Genomic DNA, 20641 nt, shown 5'->3' with positions numbered 1-20641 from the left:
CCGATACTAGGAGGCACTGCCGAAGATTTCCATGGGCGATTCGGACAGAGGAGAGGATGTGATGATCGAGGATGTGTCCTTCAGCATACCGGGCGACTCGGGCGCGCAGTTGCGTGTTCAGGCGTGGCGTATCGATGGCGGCAAGCCGGGACCCAAAGTGCACCTGCAGGCGGGCGTGCATGCCGACGAAATCGCCGGGATGCTGGTGCTCCACGAACTGCTGCCGCGCCTGAGCGAGGCGTCGCGGAACGGCACGTTGAACGGCAGCGTGACGGTGGTGCCGCAGGCCAACCCCATCGGCATCGGGCAGTTCCGCCAGGGGCGCATCCTCGGTCGTCATCACGATGCGAGTGCGCGCAATTTCAATCGCGGCTTCCCCGCGTCGGCGGCGGCCCGCGGCACCCTGGACAACCTCTCGCTGTGGCAGAAGCGCCTGGCTGAACTGGCCGCCCCGGCGGACATCGTGCTCGACCTGCACACCGACGACGAGGCGCTGCAGTACGTCTACCTGCACGAGTGCTTCTGGCCCGCCGGACAGGACCTCGCCGCGGCGCTGCGCGCAGAACTGGCGATCATCTGGGAGGGCGACAGCGATGGGGCTTTCGAGGAGGTGGTGATCGCGCCCTGGCTCGCTGAACAGCGCTTCACCGGACGCCTGGTGGCCACGGTCGAGCTGCGCGGGCAGGGCGACGTCAGCGATGCGCTGGCGCGGCAGGACGCGGACGGGCTCTATCGCTTCCTCGGGGCGCGCGGCGTGGTGACGGATGCCGAGCCGTTGCCGGAATGGAAAGGTGTCGCCACGCCCATCGGCTTCATGGAAACCGTGCTAGCCCCGGTGGCGGGCGTACTGGTTTTCGAGCGCGAACTGGGCGAATGGATCGAGGCGGGCGAGCGCTTCGGTCGCATCATCGCCCGGCCCGGCGACTCGAGCAGCGAGCACATCCTGCGCGCGCCGCAGAGCGGGCTGCTCGCCACACGCTATCGCGACCGGTTGATCCCGCAGGGCGCCATCGCCGCCAAGCTGACCGGCAGTGCGCAGTCGAGCACCTGGAGCGCAGGCGCGCTCGATCCGTAACAGCGGATTGCTCTTCGTAGGAGCGAGCTTGCTCGCGAACAGATTCCGCAGCGGGGCTTGGGTTCGCGAGCAAGCTCGCTCCTACAGGGCTATACGTTACAGCCAGACGGCGTTCCAGAAGGGATAGTCTCGAAGGGATCGGACCAGGCCGGCGCGTATAGGGTTGGTGACTAAGTAACGAGCTGCTGTTTTCAGGTCTTCTTCGCGGCGGAGAGCATGATCGTGATAACCGGATTGCCAGACTTTTCCGGTGCGGCCAATCGATCTGTTCAGTGCAATTGCCGTGCGTGATTTGAGTTGCTGCATGCAACCGTCGAGATTTATATCGTCCAGCTCGATCAGGCAGTGCAGGTGATCTGGCATCAGTACCCAGGCATGGATTTCGACAGATGCGTGCTGGATGAACGAATGGATTTCCTTGGCAACCACAAGGGCGTGGCTCCACCGTCTGAAGAGGCGTTCGCGCTGTTGAGTCACTGTAGTGACGAAGTAGATCTGCCCTGGAACTGAGTGACGTCCATTGCGCAAATCCTTGCCATGAAATGCCATTGCCCAGCTCCCCCGGAATCCAGTGCCAAGGATTGCAGAGGAGGAGAGGCGTCACGGCGGGGGGGAGCGTGCTGGCCAACCGGGGGGGCCGGGTTCGCGAGCAAGCTCGCTCCTACAAAAACAGTTCGGTGTAAATGAAAACGCCCGCACAAGGCGGGCGTTTTCGAACAGCGACGAACTCAGTGGTGTTCGCGGGTGGCGCGGAAGGTGATGTCCGGCCAGCGCTCTTCCATCAGGCTCAGGTTGACGCGGGTCGGCGCCAGGTAGGTGAGATGGCCGCCGCCGTCCACGGACAGGTTCTCGAAGGCCTTGTCCTTGAACTCCTTGAGCTTCTTCTCGTCCTTGCACTCGATCCAGCGCGCGGACCAGACGTTGATCTGCTCGTAGGCGCACTCGACCTTGTATTCCTCCTTCAGGCGGCTGGCGACGACGTCGAACTGCAGCACACCGACGGCGCCGAGGATGATGTCGTTGTTGCGCTCGGGGAAGAACACCTGGGTGGCGCCTTCCTCGGCCAGTTCCTGCAGGCCCTGGCGCAGCTGCTTGGACTTGAGCGGGTCCTTCAGGCGCACGCGGCGGAACAGTTCCGGGGCGAAGTGCGGGATGCCGGTGAAGCCCAGCGCCTCGCCTTCGGTGAAGGTGTCGCCGATCTGGATGGTGCCGTGGTTGTGCAGGCCGATGATGTCGCCGGCGAAAGCCTCCTCCAGCTGCTCACGCTCGCTGGAGAAGAAGGTCAGCGCGTCGGCGATCTTCACGTCCTTGCCCAGGCGCACGTGGCGCATTTTCATGCCCTTCTCGTACTTGCCCGAGCAGATGCGCATAAAGGCGATGCGGTCGCGGTGCTTGGGGTCCATGTTCGCCTGGATCTTGAACACGAAGCCGGAGAATTTCTCCTCGGTCGGCGCCACGGTGCGCTCGTGGGCGCCACGTTCCAGCGGCTGCGGGGCCCAGTCGACGATGCAGTCCAGCACCTGGTCGACACCGAAGTTGCCCAGCGCGGTGCCGAAGAACACCGGGGTCATCTCGCCCTTGAGGAAGGCGTCCTTGTCGAACTCGTGGCAGGCGCCCTGCACCAGTTCCAGCTCTTCGAGGAAGTTGTCGTAGAGGTCGCCCAGGTGCGCGCGGGCTTCGTCGGAGTCCAGCTTGTCGATGATCTTCGTCTCGATGCGCTCGTGGCCGTGGCCCGGCACGTAGACGATGATCTTGTCCTGGGCGAGGTGGTACACGCCCTTGAAGTCGCGGTAGCAACCGATCGGCCAGGTGATCGGCGCGGCCTTGATCTTCAGTACCGCTTCGATCTCGTCGAGCAGCTCGATCGGGTCGCGGATGTCGCGGTCGAGTTTGTTGATGAAGCTGACGATGGGCGTGTCGCGCAGGCGGCAGACCTCCATCAGGGCGATGGTGCGCGGCTCGACGCCCTTGCCGCCGTCGAGGACCATCAGCGCCGAGTCCACCGCGGTCAGGGTGCGGTAGGTGTCTTCGGAGAAGTCTTCGTGGCCGGGGGTGTCGAGCAGGTTGATCATGTGCTCGCGGTAGGGGAACTGCATCACCGAGGTGGTGATGGAGATGCCGCGCTGCTTCTCCATCTCCATCCAGTCGGAGGTGGCGTGACGGTCGGACTTGCGCGACTTCACGGTACCGGCGACGGCAATCGCCTTGCCCATCAGCAGGAGCTTCTCGGTAATGGTGGTCTTACCGGCGTCGGGGTGGGAAATGATCGCGAACGTGCGGCGCTTCGCGACTTCGGCGGCTTGGATGCTCATGGATGGGTGCCTGGTCGATTCGGTGAAGACGGGCGGCGAGCGGCCCGAAAAACGCGGGATTATAGCCTGATTCGAGGCGTCGCCGGCAGACCCGGCGACGCAAGGCTCAAGGACCGTGGGGCGCGCCGTCAGTGATCGCTGTCGGCGGCGGGTTGCGCGTCTTTGTAGATACGCCGCACCAGCGGGCCGATGGACAGGCCCTGGAACAGGATCGACACCAGCACCACCACGTAGGTCAGGCTGAGGATCAGGTCGCGCTGCTCGCCCAGCGGCAGGGACAGCGCCAGGGCCACCGAGACGCCGCCACGCAGCCCGCCCCACACGAGGATGCGGATGGTGCCGGCGGGCACCTGGCGGCGGCCGTTTTCGGTCTGGCGCAGGACGACGATGGCCGGCGCCACGGTGAGCAGGCGCGAGACGAGCACCGCGCCGCCCAGGGCGAAGGCAGCGACCACGTGCAGCCAGTTGAACGGCAGCAGGAGCAGTTCCAGGCCGATCAGGGCGAACAGCAGGGCGTTGAGGATCTCGTCGATCAGCTCCCAGAACTTGTCGATGTAGCGCCGCGTCTCGTCGGACATGGCGTAGTGGCGCGCCTGGTTGCCGATGATCAGGCCGGCCACGACCATGGCGATGGGGGCGGAGACGTGCAGCCGCGCTGCCAGCGCTGCGCCACCGATCACCAAGGCCAGGGTCAGCATGACTTCCACCTGGTACTGGTCGATGCCGCGCATCATCAGGAACACCCCGTAGCCCAGCGCCGCGCCGAACAGGATGCCGCCGATGGCCTCCTGCACGAACAACCAGGCGATGGTCGAGGCAGTGGGCGTTTCGCCCGCCAGCAGGATGCCCAGCAGGATGGTGAAGACGACCACGGCGGTGCCGTCGTTGAACAGCGATTCGCCGACGATGGTGGTGGCCAGCGGCTTGGGCGCCCCGGCGGACTTGAGGATGCCCAGCACCGCGATGGGGTCGGTGGGCGAGATCAGGGCGCCGAACAGCAGGCAGTAGATGAAGTCCACGTGCCAGCCGAAGAGGGCGAAGGTGTAATAGGCCAGGTAGCCGATCACGGTGGTGGCGATCAGCACGCCGAAGGTGGCCAGCAGGCCGATGGGCCACTTGTAGTTGCGCAGGTCGGCGAGGTTCACGTGCAGGGCGCCGGCGAACAGCAGCGCCGGGAGGAACCAGGTCATCAGCACATCGGAGAAGTCGATGCGGCTGATGATCTGCTGCATCTCGACTTCCAGCACCGGGTAGCCCAGCAGAGACATGCCTTGGGCGATGAAGGAAAACACCAGGGCGGTGGCCATGACGCCGATGGTGGGCGGCAGGCGGATGAAGCGGTAATTGACGTAGGTGAGCAGGGTGGTCAGCGCGATGAACGCCGCGGCCAGATCAAGCATGGCGATGAATCTCCGTGGTAGGCAAGACGCCGGCCCCGAGTGACCTATCCATGGGTCGGGGGCACGCGAAAGGATCCCGATGATAACCGCTGAGCGAATCTGCGTACGTTCTCGCCGGGTACATCCGGCGTTGGGCAAACGGCGCGGGGTGATGGTTCAACCTGATCGCAGCTTTATTCGAAAAAAGTTCGTCCGCTACAGCCCCCGGTCCATGGGGGCTGTAGCCGAATGCACGGCTGTGCGGTGGCACAAGGATGGCAATTTTATTGAACGCAACGGCACGCACGGGGGTCCACCCCTTCGCGACACCAATCCGCAACCGCATCCGCAAGTGCTTGATTTGCGTCGCGTTTAATCACGGTCCCAGATAGGTTCCTGGACGGGATCGAGCGTCAAGTGAGTGCGGCGATGCCAGTCGCCGCGCACCCGAAGGGAGTCCCCCAACCATGGTGAAGTCCACCACGGGCAAGGCCCTGTTCGGCGTCTGCTTCGCAGTCGTTGTGCTGGCCCTGCTGATCCACTGGATCACCCCCGCCACCTTGTGGCAGTACCGCGAAGACCTGCTGTTCTACCTGCAGGCGCACCTGTTCCTGGTGTTTGTCTCCATGCTGGCCGCTGTCGCATTCGGTATCCCGGCCGGCATCCTGCTCAGCCGTCCTGCTCTGCAGGGGCAGGCTGAACGCCTGATGCAGGTATTCAACGTCGGCAACACCATCCCGCCGCTGGCCGTGCTGGCCATCGCCCTGGCGATTGTCGGGATCGGTAACGGCCCGGCGATCCTCGCGCTGTTCCTCGCCTCGTTGCTGCCCATCGTGCGCAACACCTACGAAGGGCTGCGCGCCGTGCCGGCCTCCCTGAAGGAGGCGGCCACCGGTATCGGCATGACGCCGCGCCAGGTGCTGCTGCGCGTCGAGTTGCCCAACGCGGTGCCGCTGATCATGGGGGGGGTGCGCGTCGCGCTGGCGCTGAACGTCGGGTCAGCGCCGCTGGCCTTCCTCATCGGCGCCAACAGCCTGGGCAGCCTGATCTTCCCCGGCATCGCCCTGGACGATCAGTCCAAGCTGCTGCTCGGCGCCGTGTGCACCGCGCTCCTGGCGCTGGTGCTCGATGGCCTGGCGGTGCTGTTCAGCCGCACCCTGCTGGAGCGGGGGCTGACGCAATGAAAGCGCTCGATTTCAAGGGAATCCGTATGAAACCTCTGCTCGGCGCGCTGGGCGTGCTTCTCGCCGCCATGACCGGCGTGGTGCAGGCGGCTGATGTGATCCGCATCGGCGGCAAGCCGTTCACCGAGCAGCGCCTGCTCACCGCCATCACCGCGCAGTACCTGCAGAGCAAGGGCTACGAGGTGAAGGTCACCAATGGCCTGGGCAGCACCCTGGCGCGCAGCGCGCAGGAGAGCGGCCAACTCGACCTGGTCTGGGAATACACCGGCTCGTCGTTGATCGTCTACAACAAGGTCACGGACAAGCTGGATGCCCAACAGTCGCTGGCGAAGGTCCGCGAGCTGGACGGCAGGAAGGGATTGTTCTGGCCCAAGCCCGCGCCTTTCAACAACACCTACGCCCTGGCGATGCCCGAAGAGCAGGCCGAGCAACTCGGCGTGCACAGCTTGAGCGACCTCGCCCGGGTGATGAAGGAGCAGGGCGGGAAGAAGACCCACCTGTTCGCCATGGACCCGGAATTTGCCGGGCGACCGGATGGCCTCGGGCCGATGAGCGAGCTGTACGGCTTCCACTTCACCCGCGATGACGTGCGGCAGATGGATGCCGGGTTGGTCTACACCGCGCTGAAGAATCGCCAGGTGTTCGTCGGCCTCGTCTACACCACCGATGGCCGATTGAAGGACTTCAAGCTGCGCGTATTGAAGGACGACAAGCAGTACTTCCCCTTCTACAACGCCGCCCCGGTGATGCGCGCCGCGCTGGTGGAAAAACACCCGGAACTGAAAACGCTGTTCGAGCCCCTCTCCGACCTGCTCGACGACCAGACCATGCAGGCACTCAACGCCCAGGTCGACATCGAGCAGGAACCGGTGCAGCGCGTGGCGCAGCAGTTCCTGCGCGAGCACGGCCTGCTGGGCGACAAGGTTCAGCCCCAGCAGCGCGAGCCCGAGCAGGAGGAGAACTGACATGGACTTCATGACCGTGATTTCCCGCCTGGACTGGAGCCAGGTCGGCCAGTTGACCCTGGAACACCTGATGCTGGTGTCCATCGCCGTGGGTCTGGCCATCGTCGTCGGCGTGCCGCTGGGCGTGCTGATGACCCGCTTCCGCTGGCTCGCCGGACCGCTGCAGGGCGCCGCCACCGTGGTGCTGACGATCCCGTCCATCGCGCTGTTCGGCCTGATGCTGCCGCTCTACTCGAAGATCGGCCAGGGCCTCGGCCCGCTGCCGGCGATCACCGCGGTGTTCCTCTATTCGCTGCTGCCGATCCTGCGCAACACCTACCTGGCGCTGACCAACGTCGAGCCCGGCATCCGCGAAGCCGGCAAGGGCATCGGCATGACCTTCTGGCAACGCCTGCGCATGGTCGACATCCCCATCGCCGTGCCGGTAATCCTCGCCGGCGTGCGCACCGCCGTGGTGATGAACATCGGCGTGATGACCATCGCCGCGGTGATCGGCGCCGGTGGCCTGGGCGTGCTCATCCTCAATTCCATCAGCCAATCCAACATGCCCATGCTGGTGGTCGGCGCCGTACTGGTGAGCCTCCTGGCTATCGCCGCCGACCTGCTGCTGCAGTGGCTGCAGCGTGCGCTCACCCCGAAGGGCCTGCGCCCGCAGACAGGAGACTGAACATGATCGAACTCGACCAACTGACCAAGACCTTCACCCTCAAGGACGGCAAGGAATTCCGCGCCGTGGACAAGGTCAGCCTGACCGTGGAGAAGGGCGAGATCTGCGTGTTCCTCGGCCCCTCGGGTTGCGGCAAGACCACCACGCTGAAGATGATCAACCGCATCATCCAGCCCACCTCCGGTCGCGTACTGATCGATGGCCAGGACACCCGCGAGCTGGACGAGGTGACCCTGCGCCGGCACATCGGCTACGTCATCCAGCAGATCGGCCTGTTCCCCAACATGACCATCGAGGAAAACATCATGGTCGTGCCGCGTCTGCTCGGCTGGGACAAGCAGAAGTGCAAGGAGAAGGCGCGCGAGCTGATGGCCATGGTCAAGCTCGAACCCAAGCAGTACCTGTCGCGCTATCCGCGTGAACTGTCCGGCGGGCAGCAACAGCGCATCGGCGTGATCCGCGCGCTGGCGGCCGATGCGCCGCTGCTGCTGATGGATGAGCCGTTCGGCGCGGTGGACCCGATCAACCGCGAGTCGATCCAGAACGAGTTCTTCGAGCTGCAACGCAAGCTGGGCATGACCGTCATCATGGTCAGCCACGACATCGACGAGGCGATCAAGCTGGGCGACAAGGTGGCGGTGTTCAAGAGCGGCCGGTTGCTGCAGTTCGACCATCCGGACACCTTGCTGGCGCACCCGGCGGACGAGTTCGTCAGCGCCTTCACCGGCCAGGACAGCACCCTCAAGCGCTTGCTGCTGGTGCGCGCCGAGGATGCCGCCGACAGCAGCATCGTCACCGCCAGTCCGGAGACGCCGGTGGCCGAGGCGCTGGAAAGGATGGAGGAAGATGACCGCCGCTACCTGGTGGTGGTAGACGCCAACGGCAGAGGCCTGGGCTATGTGCGCCGCAAGGAGTTGCGTCGCCAGGAAGGCGTGTGCGGCAAGTTCCTCAACGAATTCCGCGTGACCGCCAGCCACGACGAGCACCTGCGCATCCTGTTGTCGCGCATGTACGAGTTCAACAGCTCCTGGTTGCCGGTGCTGGATGCCGAAGGCCAGTTCCTGGGCGAGGTGACGCAGGAGTCGATCGCCGATTACCTGAGTTCGGGGCGCTCCCGCGGACGCAAGACGAACATCGTGTCGCCGGCGGAGGTGGCGCAGGCATCCTGAGCTCTCCTGACACCGCTTTGCCCTCTCCCTAACCCTCTCCCTGAAGGGAGAGGGGATATCCGTGCCGGCTGCTACGTTTGGCCATCCGGCTGACACAGGGCTGTCAGCGCACTCGGATAGCTCCCTCTCCCTTCAGGGAGAGGGCGGGGGAGAGGGGACGCCCAGCTCCGATTTTTCCCACTGCTGCCCTCACGAAATCCCTTCCGCATCACCCATCCCAAATCGCTGAACTCCCCCCTCTGTCATCGGTCGTTAACTGAAGTAGGACGATGATGCATAAACCCGTCGAAAGCCCCGTCCTGTGCGGTATTCCGTGCATTTTGTTGAGTATCCGAAACAGTCAACCGGCAGTGCGACAAAGGGATGCGAAAAAGCGGCAATTCAGGGTTGAACTCACGGACCTCAGGTCCTAAAGTTCGCGCCCGAACGTCCATGCTGGAAACGATCCATCCGGCTCAAGTACTGACGACGAGAGATAGCCGGTGCCCTTGACCGGTATCGGTAATGCTCGGCGACATGCCTTGGGAAGTAGGCGAACCAAAGTGGGGAAACGGATTCGACGTTCAGCTTCACCCCTACGAATAACCTGTTCTGCCATTTGGAGTCCCAACCATGTCCATCAAGGTCGAGGATTACTTCGCCCCCGAAACCTTCCAGCGTATGAAGGCGTTTGCCGACAAGCAGGAAACCCCCTTCGTCGTCATCGACAAGCAGACCATCGCCGATGCCTACGACCAGCTGACCGACTGCTTCCCGTTCGCCAAGATCTACTACGCGGTGAAGGCCAACCCGGCCACCGAGATCACCGAGCTGCTGCGCGACAAGGGTTCGAACTTCGACATCGCCTCCATCTATGAGCTGGACAAGGTGATGAAGACCGGGGTGCGCGCCGAGCAGATCAGCTACGGCAACACCATCAAGAAAGCCCGCGACATCCGCTACTTCTACGAGAAGGGCGTGCGCCTGTTCGCCACCGACTCCGAGGCCGACCTGCGCAACATCGCCAAGGCCGCGCCGGGCTCCAAGGTCTACGTGCGCATCCTCACCGAAGGCTCCACCTCGGCCGACTGGCCGCTGTCGCGCAAGTTCGGCTGCCAGTCCGACATGGCCATGGACCTGCTGGTACTGGCCCGCGACCTGGGCCTGGTGCCCTATGGCGTGTCCTTCCACGTGGGGTCGCAGCAGCGTGACATCGGCGTGTGGGACGCGGCCATCGCCAAGGTGAAGGTCATCTTCGAGCGCCTGAAGGAAGAAGACGGCATCGAGCTGAAGCTGATCAACATGGGCGGCGGCTTCCCGGCCAACTACATCGCCAAGACCAACAGCCTGGAAACCTATGCCGAAGAGATCATCCGCTTCCTCAAGGAAGATTTTGGCGACGACCTGCCGGAAATCATCCTGGAGCCGGGCCGTTCGCTGATCGCCAATGCCGGCATCCTGGTCAGCGAAGTCGTGCTGGTGGCGCGCAAGTCGCGTACCGCCGTCGAGCGCTGGGTGTTCACCGACGTGGGCAAGTTCTCCGGCCTGATCGAAACCATGGACGAGTCCATCAAGTTCCCGATCCACGTGGAGAAGGCGGGCGAGCTGGAAGAAGTGGTGATCGCCGGCCCGACCTGCGACAGCGCGGACATCATGTATGAGCACTACAAGTACGGCCTGCCGCTGAACCTGGCGGCTGGTGACCGCCTGTACTGGCTGTCCACCGGCGCCTACACCACCAGCTACAGCGCGGTGGAGTTCAACGGCTTCCCGCCGCTGAAGGCGTTCTACCTGTAAGACTTGGCTGTGATGAAAAAGCCCCGCTGATGCGGGGCTTTTTTCTTCCTGTGTGGTGCGCGTGAATCCCGTCGTGGGAGCGGACTGTGTCCGCGATGTGCCTGCCCTGCGCCATATATTCCCGCGTCGCCTTGGCGTGTGCGGGGACTTCTTGTTTCGCCCCTTCGGGCGACCCACTTTGGCAAACGACCCAAAGGGGGCAAAGGTCTTGCCCCGGACATCCGGTTTTTCGCTTGGGGCGAAAAATACCCTCGTTGAGTCGAAGCCACAGCTGGGGTAGGGGGCTTCATACCGGTTGGCAGCGGAATGAAAAACGCCCCGCAGGAGCGGGGCGCTTGTCGTGGCATCGCGGGCCGATCAACCCTCGTTGGGTTGCGGATTCACTGGTGTCTGCGCCGTGGTCGGCGCCTTGGCATCGGTGGCGATTTCCTGGGGCGCGGGCTTGTCCAGGGGCAGCTTGTCGAACTCGTGCAGGCCGTCCTTCTTGTACGGGTCGCCAATCCAGCGCGGGGCGGCGGCGAACTGCTGGTTCACCAGGCTCTTGGCCGGTTCGTAACGGTCGTAGCTCAGGCCGGCGAGGTCGGACAGGGTGTGGATCAGGTGCGAGCTGCTGTAGGAACGGTTGGCCACTGCCTGCAGGTCGCGCGGGTGGCCGGCCTGCCAGCTCGGCGAAGTCCAGACCATGAACGGAATGGTGTACATCGGCCGGGTCGGGTCCATCTCGTTGCGGCCCAGACGGTCATGGTTGCCCGAGCTGTAGACCTCCTCGCCATGGTCGGAGAGATAGAGCATGAAGCCGTTGGCATTGGCCGCCGAGTAACGCTTGATCAGGCTCGACACCACGAAGTCGTTGTAACGCACCGCGTTGTCGTAGAAGTTGTAGGTTTCCACCTGGTCATCCGACAGCGCCGAGGGAGCGCCCTGGCGGTCCTTGAAGTAGGCGAACTCGTCCGGATAGCGGTAGCGGTAGTCCATGTGCGTGCCCAGCAGGTGGACCACGATGAACTTCTTCTGCGCCGGGTCCTTCAGGGCCTTCTCGAACGGGTCGAGCACCACGCCGTCATACTGGCTGGCGTTCTGGTTGCGCTGGTTGTTCAGGTACGCCTGCTCGTCCGTCTGCTGGGAGAAGGTGGTGAGCATGGTGTTGCGCTTGGTCATCGTCTGCTGGTTGGTGATCCAGAAGGTCTTGTAGCCCGCCTGTTTCATCAGGTTGATCAGCGACGGATCGGTGAGGAATCGGTCCGGATTCTGCTCGTCGCCGAAGGTGAGGATCTGCTGCATCACCTCGATGGTGTAAGGGCGCGGCGCGACCACGTTCTGGAACACGGTCAGACCCTGGCCGCTGGCGGCCAGAGCGTCGAGGTTCGGCGTGGTGTCACGGCCATAGCCGTACAGGTGCATGTGCTGGCGGGTGGTGGATTCGCCCAGCACCAGCACCAGGGTGCGCGGCTCGTCACCGCTGCTGTCCTTGAGGTTCTGCAGGGGCGGCAGGGAGGCGTTCTGCTGCAGCAGCTTCTGCATGTTGTCCAGCTGCTGGCGGTACTGGACGTAGCCCACCACCAGTTGCCACGGCACCGCCGGTTCCATGCGCGACTGCACCTTTTCCAGCGCCTGGGCGAAGGTGCGCTCCTGGGTGACCATCTGCTTGTAGAAGGGGTAGAACAGGTTCAGCACCACCAGCAATACGGCCAGCGGCACGCGGGTATAGGCGGGCATGCTGATGGGCCGGATGCGCTTCCACAGCACCACCGCGACCACGGTATAGGCCAGCAGGGCCAGGCCCAGCCACAGGCTGAAGTACTGGCTGAAGTACTCGCCGGCCTCGGCGGTGTTCGACTCGAACATCACGAAGATGACGCTTTGCGAGAACTCCTGCTTGTAGATGCCGAAGTAGCTCAGGCCCACCAGCGAGGCGCCCCAGAGCACCAGGCCGATGATGGCGGCGACACCCTTGGTGAAGCGCGGCAGCAGCAGCGGCGGCGCGAGCCACAGGCTGCTGAGGAAGAACGCGTCGCGGAAGCCGGCAAAGCCGGTGGTGCCGCTGAACAGGATCAGCGCCTGGGTGACGCCGGAGAAGTACCAGAAGAACAGCAGGAGCCAGCCCAGGGCGGCCCAATCCACGCGTTTGCGCGCTACGGGGGATGTGGTGTTCGACACTTGCGCCTCGTCGTTACGTGGCGGCTGCCGAAAGCTCCGGCAGCCTGGTTAGCCGGCAAAACTAACAGGAGTGGCGTGAAAATTACGTCAAGGGAGTTCAGGCAACGCCCATCTGCTCGGCGAGGTGACGCAGGTCCGATTCGTCGCCCAGTTCGGCGGCGCGCTGGAAGTAGGCCAGGGTCAGCTCGTGCAGGCTCGGCGGCATGGAGGCGGCGAGTTGGTGGCGGGCCACGCGCAGGAAGTTGAGGTTTCCGTCTTCCAGCGCACGCTCCAGCCAGATACGCGCGGCCGGCAGGTCGCCGCGCTCGGCGAGCACCGTGGCGTGACTGAACTGGCCACGGAAATCGCCGGCCTCGGCCGACCGGCGGTACCACTGGTGCGCTGCGGCCAGGTCGCGCGGTACCACCAGGCCTTCCTCGTGGAAGCGCCCGACCAGATTCATCGACTTGGCATGGCCCAGTGCTGCCGCGCTCTGGTAAAGCGCCAGCGCGCGGGCGTCGTCGCGCGCCACGCCACGGCCGGTGGAGAGCAGGTTGGCGAGGTTGTACATGGCCCAGTCGAGCTTCTGCTGGGCGGCAATCGCGTAATGACGGGCGGCACCGGCCTCGTCCTTCGCGCAGCCCCAGCCGTGCTCCAGGCAGCGCCCGAGCATGTTGCGCGCCATGGCGTGGCCACGCTCGGCGGCGATGCCGAACCAGGTCAGCGCGAGGCCGACATCCTGTTCGATGCCGTGGCCGTCGAGCAGAATCTGCCCGAGCAGCGCCTGGGCCTCGAGGTTGCCTTCGCGGGCGCCGGCCACGATGAGGCGGGCTGTCTGTCGCGGATCATCGGCGAGCTGGCCGGTAAGGTCTTCGACGTTGATTTCTTCGGTGCGGCGCAGGACGAAACTCATGTCGGGTCAGACGTCCACCCAACGGCGCAGCAGGTTGTGGTAAGTGCCGGTCAGCTCGATCAGCGCCGGGTGCTCCGGCACGTCGCGGGTCAGCGCCTGGATCGACTGGTCCATCTGGAACAGCAGGGCGCGCTGGCTGTCCTCGCGCACCAGGCTCTGGGTCCAGAAGAACGAGGCGATGCGCGCGCCACGGGTCACCGGGTTGACCTTGTGCAGGCTGGTGGCGGGGTAGAGCACCAGGTCGCCGGCCGGCAGCTTCACCTGCTGGGTGCCGTAGGTGTCCTGGATCACCAGTTCGCCGCCGTCGTAGTCTTCCGGGTCACTGAAGAACAGTGTCGAGGAGACGTCGGTGCGCACCCGCTCGCGGCCGCCCTGGGTGTCGCGCACGGCGTTGTCGATGTGGAAGTCGAACGAGCCGCCGCCGGTGTAGCAGTTGAACAGCGGCGGGAAGACCTTGTTCGGCAGCGCGGCCGACTGGAACAGCGGGTTGCTCCACAGGCGCTGCAGCATGGCTTCGCCGATCTCGCGGGCCAGCGGATGCTCCTGCGGCAGTTGCAGGTTGTGCTTGGCGCGGGACGACTGGTAACCGGCGGTGACCTTGCCATCGGCCCACTCGGCCTGTTCCAGGGCGCCGCGGATACGCGTCACCTCGTCACGGGTGAAGACGCCGGGAATGTGCAACAGCATGGTCGTTTTCCATTCGCTTCGATAATTTGCCAATGATAATGATTTGCAACATTTCGCCACAACCGCCATACCCCTGCTTCCGACAGGGGGAAAGTGTAAAAGTTGTAAATCATATGCGTATGGTAATGAATGTGAATTGATACAAATTCTCAATTGCAATAAATTGCGCGGCCTTCATGAGCCCCTGGGGAGGGAGTTTCGATGTCGCGTCAATCCACCGAGTTCGCCGGCAGCAAGCCGCGCCTTCTGGTTTCCGCTGTGGGCGTGGCGATCACCGCCATGTCCGGCACCCATCTGGCCCATGCCGATGAAGCTTCGCCGAAGAAGTCCGGCCAGGATGTGCTGTCGCTCGACGCCGACACCGTGGTCGGCCAGCAGCAGGACCCGACGACCTACAACGTCGAGAAATCCTCCAACGAGAAGTACACCGCGCCGCTGCTGGATACGCCCAAGACCGTCACGGTGATCCCGCAGCAGGTGATCAGGGACACGGGCGCGCTGACCCTGCAGGACGCCCTGCGCACCACGCCCGGCATCACTTTCGGTGCGGGCGAGGGCGGCAACCCGGCGGGTGACCGTCCGTTCATCCGTGGCTTCAACGCCGAGAGCGACACCTTCCTCGACGGCATGCGCGACGTGGCCTCGCAGACCCGCGAGATCTTCAACATCGAGCAGATCGAAGTCAGCAAGGGCCCGGGCTCGGCCTACACCGGCGCCGGTTCCACCGGTGGCAGCCTGAACCTGATCAGCAAGACCGCCAGGCAGGCCGACTTCAATGACGCCAGCGTGGTGCTGGGCACCGACCAGACCCGTCGCACCACCCTTGACGTCAACCACACGCTGGGCAACAACGCGGCCTTTCGCCTGAACCTGATGAAGCACGACGCCAACGTCGCCGGCCGCGACGAGGTCAACGTCAGCCGCTGGGGCGTGGCGCCGACCATCACCTTCGGCTTCGACACGCCCACCCGCGCGACGCTGTCGTACTACCACCTGTCCACCGACGACATGCCCGACTACGGCATTCCGCTGACCCTGGCCGGGCGCAGCGAGCGCAACCCGAGCAAGCCGGTGTCCGTGGACAAGAGCAACTTCTACGGCCTGAACGACCGCGACTACCGCAAGAGCACCACCGATACCGGCACCTTCCGGATCGAGCACGACCTGAACGACAACCTGACCCTGTCCAACAGCTTCCGTCTCGTGCGCACCACCCTGGACTACATCGTCACCAACCCCGATGACAGCCGCGGCAACGTTGCCAACGGGCTGGTCTACCGCTCCTCGAAGAACCGCAACTCCACCTCCAAGGGCTGGGTCAACCAGACCGACCTGAAAGCCACCTTCGATACCGGCTTCGTCGGCCACACCCTGGTTACCGGCATGGAGTTCAGCTACGAGGACGTGCACAACCGCCCCTATGTGATCACTCCAGGCGGCGGCAGCGGCAACATCTGCACCCCATCGCTGATCGCCAGCGGCGACTGCACCAGTCTGAACAAGCCCACCCCGGGCGACCACTGGACCGGCAGCATCACCGACAGCGCGGCCTTCACCGACACCGACACCAAGACCGCCTCGGCCTACGTGTTCGACACCCTGAAGCTCAGCGAGCAGTGGGACCTCAACCTCGGCCTGCGTTACGACGACTACGAAACCCGTTCCAGCGGTTACTCCACTGGCGGCCGCGGTTCGCCCGCCGGTGATTTCGACCGCCAGAGCAACACCCACTTCTGGAACTACCAGCTGGGTGTGGTCTACAAACCGGCGCCCAACGGCAGCATCTACGCGGCCTGGTCCACCTCCAGCAACCCCAGTGGCGAGACCGCCGGCGAAGGCGGTGGCGACCTCAGCCTGGCCAATTCCAACCTCGATCCGGAGCGCAACCGCAACTACGAGATCGGCACCAAGTGGGCCTTCTTCGACGAAGCGCTGTCGCTCAATGCAGCGATCTTCCGCACCGACAAGACCAACGCCCGCGTCGCCTCGCCGGACGACTCCACCGTCCAGGTGCTCGATGGCGAGCAGCGCGTGCAGGGCGTGGAGCTTGGCTTCAGCGGCGCGCTGACGCCCAAGTGGAAAGTCTTCGGCGGCTACACCTACCTGGACAGCGAGATCCTCAAGTCCAGCGTGGCCAGCGACGAGGGCAACCGCATGCCGCAGACCGCGCAGAACAACTTCACCCTCTGGTCGACCTACGACGTGCTGCAGAACTTCACCGTGGGCGGCGGCGCCACCTACGTCGACGAGCAGTTCGGCAATACCGCCAACAGCACCATGATTCCGTCCTACTGGCGCTACGACGCCATGGCCAAGTACGTGATCAGCAAGAACGTCGACCTGCAGCTCAACGTGCAGAACCTGACCGACAAGCGTTACTTCGACCAGGTCTTCAGCACCCACATGGCGCACGTGGCGCCGGGCCGCACCGCGCTGCTGGGCGTCAACGTCCACTTCTGAGGGCGCGCCGCTCTGGCGACCCGCCCCGGCCGATGCTCCTCGGCCGGGGCTTTTCTTCGTGCGGGTTCCGCTGCTGAAGGCAAGGCCAGGGTAAAGATTGTTAAATCGGCTGCGTTTGCGAGCCATTCTCATTAAAATGCCCGCCCTGCGTGAAGGGTGTCCGAAGCTGAGGCCGCGGTGTTGAAGAAAGTCCTGTTCCAGTTGCATTGGCTGTTCGGCATCAGCGCAGGTCTGGTGCTGGCGCTGATGGGCATCACCGGGGCGATGCTGTCGTTCCAGGATGAAATCCTGCGCGCGATCAACCCCGAGAGCCTGGTGGTGGAAAAGCGCGCGGAAGGCGTGCTGCCGATGGACGAGCTGATCCGCCGGGTAGAGAGCGCCGCGCCGGGCAAGAAGGTTTCCTTCCTCTGGCTCAAGACCGAAGGTGTCGAGTCCGCGCGCCTGTTCTTCACCCCGCCGCCGGGCCAGCGCCGTGGCGAATCGCTGTATGTCGATCCGTACACTGCAGAAGCTCTGCCCGCGCCAGTGGGCGAGGGCGCCTTCATGTTCATCATGCAGTTGCACCGATTCCTCGCCGCCGGCGAGACCGGGCAGAAGATCACCGGCGCCTGCACCCTGATCCTGATCTTCTTCTGCCTCTCCGGCCTGTACCTGCGCTGGCCGCGCAAGGCGCTGAACTGGCGGACCTGGCTGACCTTCGACTGGCGCAAGAAAGGCCGTGCGTTCAACTGGGACCTGCACGCCGTAGCCGGCACCTGGTGCCTGGCGTTCTACCTCCTGGCCTCGCTGACGGGCCTGTACTGGTCCTATGAGTGGTACCGCAACGGCCTGTTCAAGCTGCTCGATGACGCCCCCGCCGGCCAGACCAAGGGCGGCCAGCGGGCGGGTGGCAAACGCGGCCCGGCTCCCGAAGGCCCGCCGCCGGTGGTGGACGCCACGGCCATCTGGAACACCATCCAGCAGACCGGCGGCTCCGCCATGACCGCCTACAACCTGCGCCTGCCGCCGGTGAAGGGCCAGCCGGCCACCGTGTTCTACCTTCTCGATGACGCCGCCCACGAGCGCGCCTTCAACGAGATGACCATCGACCCGGCCAGCGGCAAGCTGCTCAAGCATCGCCGCTACAACGACAGCAGCGCCGGCAAGCAACTGCTCACCAGCGTCTACGCGCTGCACGTGGGCAGCTACTTCGGCCTTGCCGGGCGCATCCTGATGATGCTCGCGAGCCTCTCCATGCCGCTGTTCTTCATCACCGGCTGGCTGCTCTACCTTGACCGCCGCCGCAAGAAACGCGCTGCACAAGCGGCACGCGGCGAACTGGACAACAACAGCGTCGGTGCCGATTCCTGGCTGATCGGCTACGCCAGCCAGAGTGGCCTTGCCGAACAACTGGCCTGGCAGAGCGCGGGCCAGTTGCAGGCCGCCGGGCTTCCGGTGCGCGTCGAGCCGCTGGGCAAGCTGGACCGGGCGCAGCTGGAGCAGACCCGCAACGCGCTGTTCGTGGTCAGCACCTTTGGCGAAGGCGAGGCGCCGGACAGCGCCCGTGGCTTCGAGCGCCAACTGCTCGGCCAGACTCTCAGCCTCAACGATCTGCGCTTCGCCGTCCTCGCCCTGGGCGACCGCCAGTACGAACACTTCTGCGGCTTCGCCCGGCGCATGCAGGGCTGGCTGCAGGGGCAGGGCGCGCGCCCGCTGTTCGACGGCGTGGAAGTGGACAACGGCGATGCCGCCGCGCTGCACGACTGGCAGGTGCGTCTGGCCGAACTTTCCGGAGCCGTCCCGCAAGTGGCCTTCACCGCGCCGGCCTTCGAGGTCTGGACATTGAGCGGACGTGTACACATCAACCCCGGCAGCCAGGGTGAATCCACCTGGCTGCTGCGCCTCTGCGCACCGAACGATTCGCAGATCGACTGGGCCGCCGGCGACCTGGTGGAAGTCGTCCCGCGCCAGCCGGATTTCCTCGTCGCGCGCTGGCTCGACCGCCTCGGCCTGAACGGCTCCAGCAAGGTACAGGTGGATGGCCTGACCCTGCCACTCAAGGACGCCCTGGCGGGCTGCCTGCTGCCTGGCAATCTTGAACACCTGGTCGGTCAGCATGGCCAGGCGGTTTACGACGCGCTGATCAAGCTCTCGGTGCGCCAGTACTCCATCGCCTCGCTGCGCAGCGCAGGCGCCCTGGAGCTGATCGTCCGCCAGGAGCAGCACGCCGACGGCTCGCTGGGCATCTGTTCCGGCTGGCTGACCGAGTACCTGCCCGAAGGCGGCAGCCTGCTGCTGCGTCTGCGGCGCAACCGCAGCTTCCACCTGACCGAAGACGACCGCCCGCTGATTCTGATCGGCAATGGCACCGGCATCGCCGGCCTGCGTGCACTGCTGCAGGCGAGCGTGGCCGAGGGCCGTTCGCGCAACTGGTTGCTGTTCGGCGAGCGCAACATCGCCCACGACTTCTACTGCCGCGAGGAACTCGAAGGCATGCTCGCTCGCGGCGAACTGCAGCGCCTGGACGTCGCCTTCTCCCGCGACCAGGCCGAGAAGATCTACGTGCAGGACCGCCTGCGCGCCAGCGGCGAAGTCCTCGCCCAGTGGCTCGACGACGGTGCGGTCATCTACGTCTGTGGCAGCCTGCAGGGCATGGCCGAAGGCGTCGACCGCGCCCTGCGCGAGATGCTCGGCGATGCAGAGGTCGAGGCGCTGCTGGAGAGCGGGCGTTATCGCCGCGATGTTTATTGACTTGGCGTTGGGGGTAGCCAATCGCGGACGGAGTCCGCTCCTACGCCTGGTTTGACTGGCTTTTGTAGGAGCGAAGGCGGGCGCTCCTGCAACACCGCTTGCGCTGAGCCAAAACAAAAAGGCCCCCGCATTTGCGGAGGCCTTTCTTGCTTCAGGGTCGGCTCATCTCCAGTGGCGTTTCATATCCACAGGCGGCTCATATCCACAAGAACAACGCCAGCACCGCTGCGAAGAAACCCCACTTCTGCAGGTAATACAACTTGCGGTTGCGCTTCTTCAGGGCCTTGCCCTGCAGGCGGATCTTGTACAGCGAAGCGAAGGCGCGGTTGATGCCACCGGTCTTGTCGCCCGCGTCGTTGGGGGATGCGGCCGCGGCCATCACATTGCGGCTGAACCAGCGGTTGAACGCCGTCACCCAGCCGTACTTCAGTGGCCGCTCGATGTCGCAGAAGAGAATAACCCGGTCATGCTCCGTGGTGTTCTCGGCGTAGTGGATGTAGGTCTCGTCGAACACCACCGCCTCGCCGTCGCGCCAGTGGTAGCGCTCGCCATCCACCTCGATGAAGCACCCCGGATCGTTGGGTGTCAGCAGGCCAAGGTGGTAGCGCAGCGAACCGGCGTAGGGATCGCGGTGGCGCACCAGGCGCGAGCCCGGCGGCAGCTCGGCGAACATCGCGGCCTTCACCGACGGAATCTGCCGCAGCAGTTCGGTGGTCTTCGGGCACAGGGCATCGGCGGACGGATGGCTGTCGTCGTACCACTTCAGGTAGAAACGCTTCCAGCCGGTCTTGAAGAAGGAATTGAAACCCACGTCGTTGAGCTGATCGGAACGCTTGATGCTGCCGGCGTCGCGCAGGTGCAGGGCTTCGCTGCGGATGGATTCCCAGTTATCGCTGAGCAGGCGCATTTCGGGGAATTCGTCGGTCGCCAGGTACGGGCGGCTCGGCACCTTGGAGAACAGGTACATGAGGCAGTTGATCGGCGCCAGGAAGCTGGAGTGGTCGCTCAGCTGGCGCGTGAACTTGTGGCGCACCCGCCCACGCAGATGGACATAAACGATGCTCAGGCCGAAGGCGGCTAGAATGGCGGCTTTGATCATTCGGAAGACGGATTCCTCGGGTCTAGGCGGGGAATGGTACTCCTCCTGAACCTGACTGAGTATTCTCCGAAGGCCAAAGGCCAGCGGGT

General features: G+C 64.5%; 15 protein-coding genes. 8 read left to right on the top strand and 7 right to left on the bottom strand.

The window, feature by feature from the left end; translation table 11 throughout:
• Nucleotides 1–61 precede the first annotated feature (61 nt).
• Nucleotides 62–1075 (top strand): succinylglutamate desuccinylase/aspartoacylase family protein, encoded by a 1014-nt coding sequence (locus tag MJ122_RS25995; RefSeq protein WP_239746611.1) that lies wholly within the window; start codon nucleotides 62–64, stop codon nucleotides 1073–1075.
• Between the two features lie 96 nt (nucleotides 1076–1171).
• Here MJ122_RS25995 and MJ122_RS25990 read toward each other — a convergent pair whose 3' ends face one another.
• The 3 genes from MJ122_RS25990 to MJ122_RS25980 form a co-directional block, all read right to left on the bottom strand.
• Nucleotides 1172–1624 carry a transposase gene (locus MJ122_RS25990; RefSeq protein ID WP_088421169.1) on the bottom strand — a complete coding sequence of 151 codons (453 nt, stop codon included), beginning with the start codon at nucleotides 1622–1624 and terminating at the stop codon, nucleotides 1172–1174.
• Nucleotides 1625–1803: 179 nt separating this feature from the next.
• Nucleotides 1804–3387, bottom strand: coding sequence for a peptide chain release factor 3 (locus tag MJ122_RS25985; RefSeq protein ID WP_017517575.1), 1584 nt, complete (start codon nucleotides 3385–3387; stop codon nucleotides 1804–1806).
• Between the two features lie 128 nt (nucleotides 3388–3515).
• Nucleotides 3516–4787, bottom strand: a complete 1272-nt coding sequence (locus tag MJ122_RS25980) for a sodium:proton antiporter (RefSeq protein ID WP_088421171.1) — start codon at nucleotides 4785–4787, stop codon at nucleotides 3516–3518.
• A 446-nt stretch (nucleotides 4788–5233) separates the two neighbouring features.
• On the opposite strand from MJ122_RS25980, the gene MJ122_RS25975 reads away from it, so the two are divergent.
• From MJ122_RS25975 to MJ122_RS25955, 5 genes are all read left to right on the top strand, one after another.
• The gene (locus MJ122_RS25975; RefSeq protein WP_239746609.1) at nucleotides 5234–5950 is read left to right on the top strand and encodes an ABC transporter permease; all 717 of its coding nucleotides are present in this window, start codon (nucleotides 5234–5236) and stop codon (nucleotides 5948–5950) included.
• Nucleotides 5951–5976: 26 nt separating this feature from the next.
• Entirely contained in the window at nucleotides 5977–6915 is a 939-nt protein-coding gene (locus MJ122_RS25970; protein ID WP_239746607.1) for a glycine betaine ABC transporter substrate-binding protein, read from the top strand.
• A 1-nt stretch (nucleotide 6916) separates the two neighbouring features.
• Nucleotides 6917–7582 (top strand): ABC transporter permease, encoded by a 666-nt coding sequence (locus tag MJ122_RS25965; protein ID WP_017517571.1) that lies wholly within the window; start codon nucleotides 6917–6919, stop codon nucleotides 7580–7582.
• A 2-nt stretch (nucleotides 7583–7584) separates the two neighbouring features.
• Complete coding sequence (locus MJ122_RS25960) at nucleotides 7585–8751, top strand: ABC transporter ATP-binding protein (RefSeq protein WP_239746605.1); 1167 nt, start codon at nucleotides 7585–7587, stop codon at nucleotides 8749–8751.
• 612 nt (nucleotides 8752–9363) lie between these two features.
• On the top strand, nucleotides 9364–10527 hold the full coding sequence (locus tag MJ122_RS25955; RefSeq protein ID WP_088421176.1) for a type III PLP-dependent enzyme: 1164 nt from the start codon (nucleotides 9364–9366) through the stop codon (nucleotides 10525–10527).
• 357 nt (nucleotides 10528–10884) lie between these two features.
• On the opposite strand, the gene MJ122_RS25950 is transcribed toward MJ122_RS25955, so the two are convergent.
• The 3 genes from MJ122_RS25950 to MJ122_RS25940 all read right to left on the bottom strand — a co-directional run bounded on the left by MJ122_RS25950 (nucleotide 10885) and on the right by MJ122_RS25940 (nucleotide 14263).
• Nucleotides 10885–12684: a phosphoethanolamine transferase CptA gene (locus MJ122_RS25950; RefSeq protein ID WP_088421177.1), complete on the bottom strand. Its 1800-nt coding sequence runs from the start codon at nucleotides 12682–12684 to the stop codon at nucleotides 10885–10887.
• A 97-nt stretch (nucleotides 12685–12781) separates the two neighbouring features.
• The gene (locus MJ122_RS25945) at nucleotides 12782–13576 is read right to left on the bottom strand and encodes a tetratricopeptide repeat protein (RefSeq protein ID WP_239746603.1); all 795 of its coding nucleotides are present in this window, start codon (nucleotides 13574–13576) and stop codon (nucleotides 12782–12784) included.
• A gap of 6 nt (nucleotides 13577–13582) precedes the next feature.
• Nucleotides 13583–14263 carry a Fe2+-dependent dioxygenase gene (locus MJ122_RS25940; protein ID WP_239746601.1) on the bottom strand — a complete coding sequence of 227 codons (681 nt, stop codon included), beginning with the start codon at nucleotides 14261–14263 and terminating at the stop codon, nucleotides 13583–13585.
• A gap of 201 nt (nucleotides 14264–14464) precedes the next feature.
• On the opposite strand from MJ122_RS25940, the gene MJ122_RS25935 reads away from it, so the two are divergent.
• Nucleotides 14465–16723 (top strand): TonB-dependent siderophore receptor, encoded by a 2259-nt coding sequence (locus tag MJ122_RS25935; protein WP_239746598.1) that lies wholly within the window; start codon nucleotides 14465–14467, stop codon nucleotides 16721–16723.
• Nucleotides 16724–16903: 180 nt separating this feature from the next.
• Nucleotides 16904–19453: a sulfite reductase flavoprotein subunit alpha gene (locus MJ122_RS25930; protein WP_239746653.1), complete on the top strand. Its 2550-nt coding sequence runs from the start codon at nucleotides 16904–16906 to the stop codon at nucleotides 19451–19453.
• A gap of 196 nt (nucleotides 19454–19649) precedes the next feature.
• On the opposite strand, the gene lpxO is transcribed toward MJ122_RS25930, so the two are convergent.
• Entirely contained in the window at nucleotides 19650–20549 is a 900-nt protein-coding gene (gene lpxO, locus MJ122_RS25925) for a lipid A hydroxylase LpxO (protein ID WP_239746651.1), read from the bottom strand.
• Between the last annotated feature and the right edge of the window lie 92 nt (nucleotides 20550–20641).

The organism is Pseudomonas sp. DP-17 (assembly GCF_022380625.1).
GTDB classification, from domain to species: domain Bacteria; phylum Pseudomonadota; class Gammaproteobacteria; order Pseudomonadales; family Pseudomonadaceae; genus Pseudomonas; species Pseudomonas nitroreducens_A.
This window is presented reverse-complemented; position numbering and strand designations above follow the sequence as displayed.

What these genes read in the sequence shown, in the direction of transcription:
- MJ122_RS25995 (WP_239746611.1), top strand. Translation starts at nt 62, where the DNA reads ATGATCGAGGATGTGTCCTTCAGCATACCGGGCGACTCGGGCGCGCAG.
- MJ122_RS25990 (WP_088421169.1), bottom strand. Translation starts at nt 1,624, where the DNA reads ATGGCATTTCATGGCAAGGATTTGCGCAATGGACGTCACTCAGTTCCA.
- MJ122_RS25985 (WP_017517575.1), bottom strand. Translation starts at nt 3,387, where the DNA reads ATGAGCATCCAAGCCGCCGAAGTCGCGAAGCGCCGCACGTTCGCGATC.
- MJ122_RS25980 (WP_088421171.1), bottom strand. Translation starts at nt 4,787, where the DNA reads ATGCTTGATCTGGCCGCGGCGTTCATCGCGCTGACCACCCTGCTCACC.
- MJ122_RS25975 (WP_239746609.1), top strand. Translation starts at nt 5,234, where the DNA reads ATGGTGAAGTCCACCACGGGCAAGGCCCTGTTCGGCGTCTGCTTCGCA.
- MJ122_RS25970 (WP_239746607.1), top strand. Translation starts at nt 5,977, where the DNA reads ATGAAACCTCTGCTCGGCGCGCTGGGCGTGCTTCTCGCCGCCATGACC.
- MJ122_RS25965 (WP_017517571.1), top strand. Translation starts at nt 6,917, where the DNA reads ATGGACTTCATGACCGTGATTTCCCGCCTGGACTGGAGCCAGGTCGGC.
- MJ122_RS25960 (WP_239746605.1), top strand. Translation starts at nt 7,585, where the DNA reads ATGATCGAACTCGACCAACTGACCAAGACCTTCACCCTCAAGGACGGC.
- MJ122_RS25955 (WP_088421176.1), top strand. Translation starts at nt 9,364, where the DNA reads ATGTCCATCAAGGTCGAGGATTACTTCGCCCCCGAAACCTTCCAGCGT.
- MJ122_RS25945 (WP_239746603.1), bottom strand. Translation starts at nt 13,576, where the DNA reads ATGAGTTTCGTCCTGCGCCGCACCGAAGAAATCAACGTCGAAGACCTT.
- MJ122_RS25940 (WP_239746601.1), bottom strand. Translation starts at nt 14,263, where the DNA reads ATGCTGTTGCACATTCCCGGCGTCTTCACCCGTGACGAGGTGACGCGT.
- MJ122_RS25935 (WP_239746598.1), top strand. Translation starts at nt 14,465, where the DNA reads ATGTCGCGTCAATCCACCGAGTTCGCCGGCAGCAAGCCGCGCCTTCTG.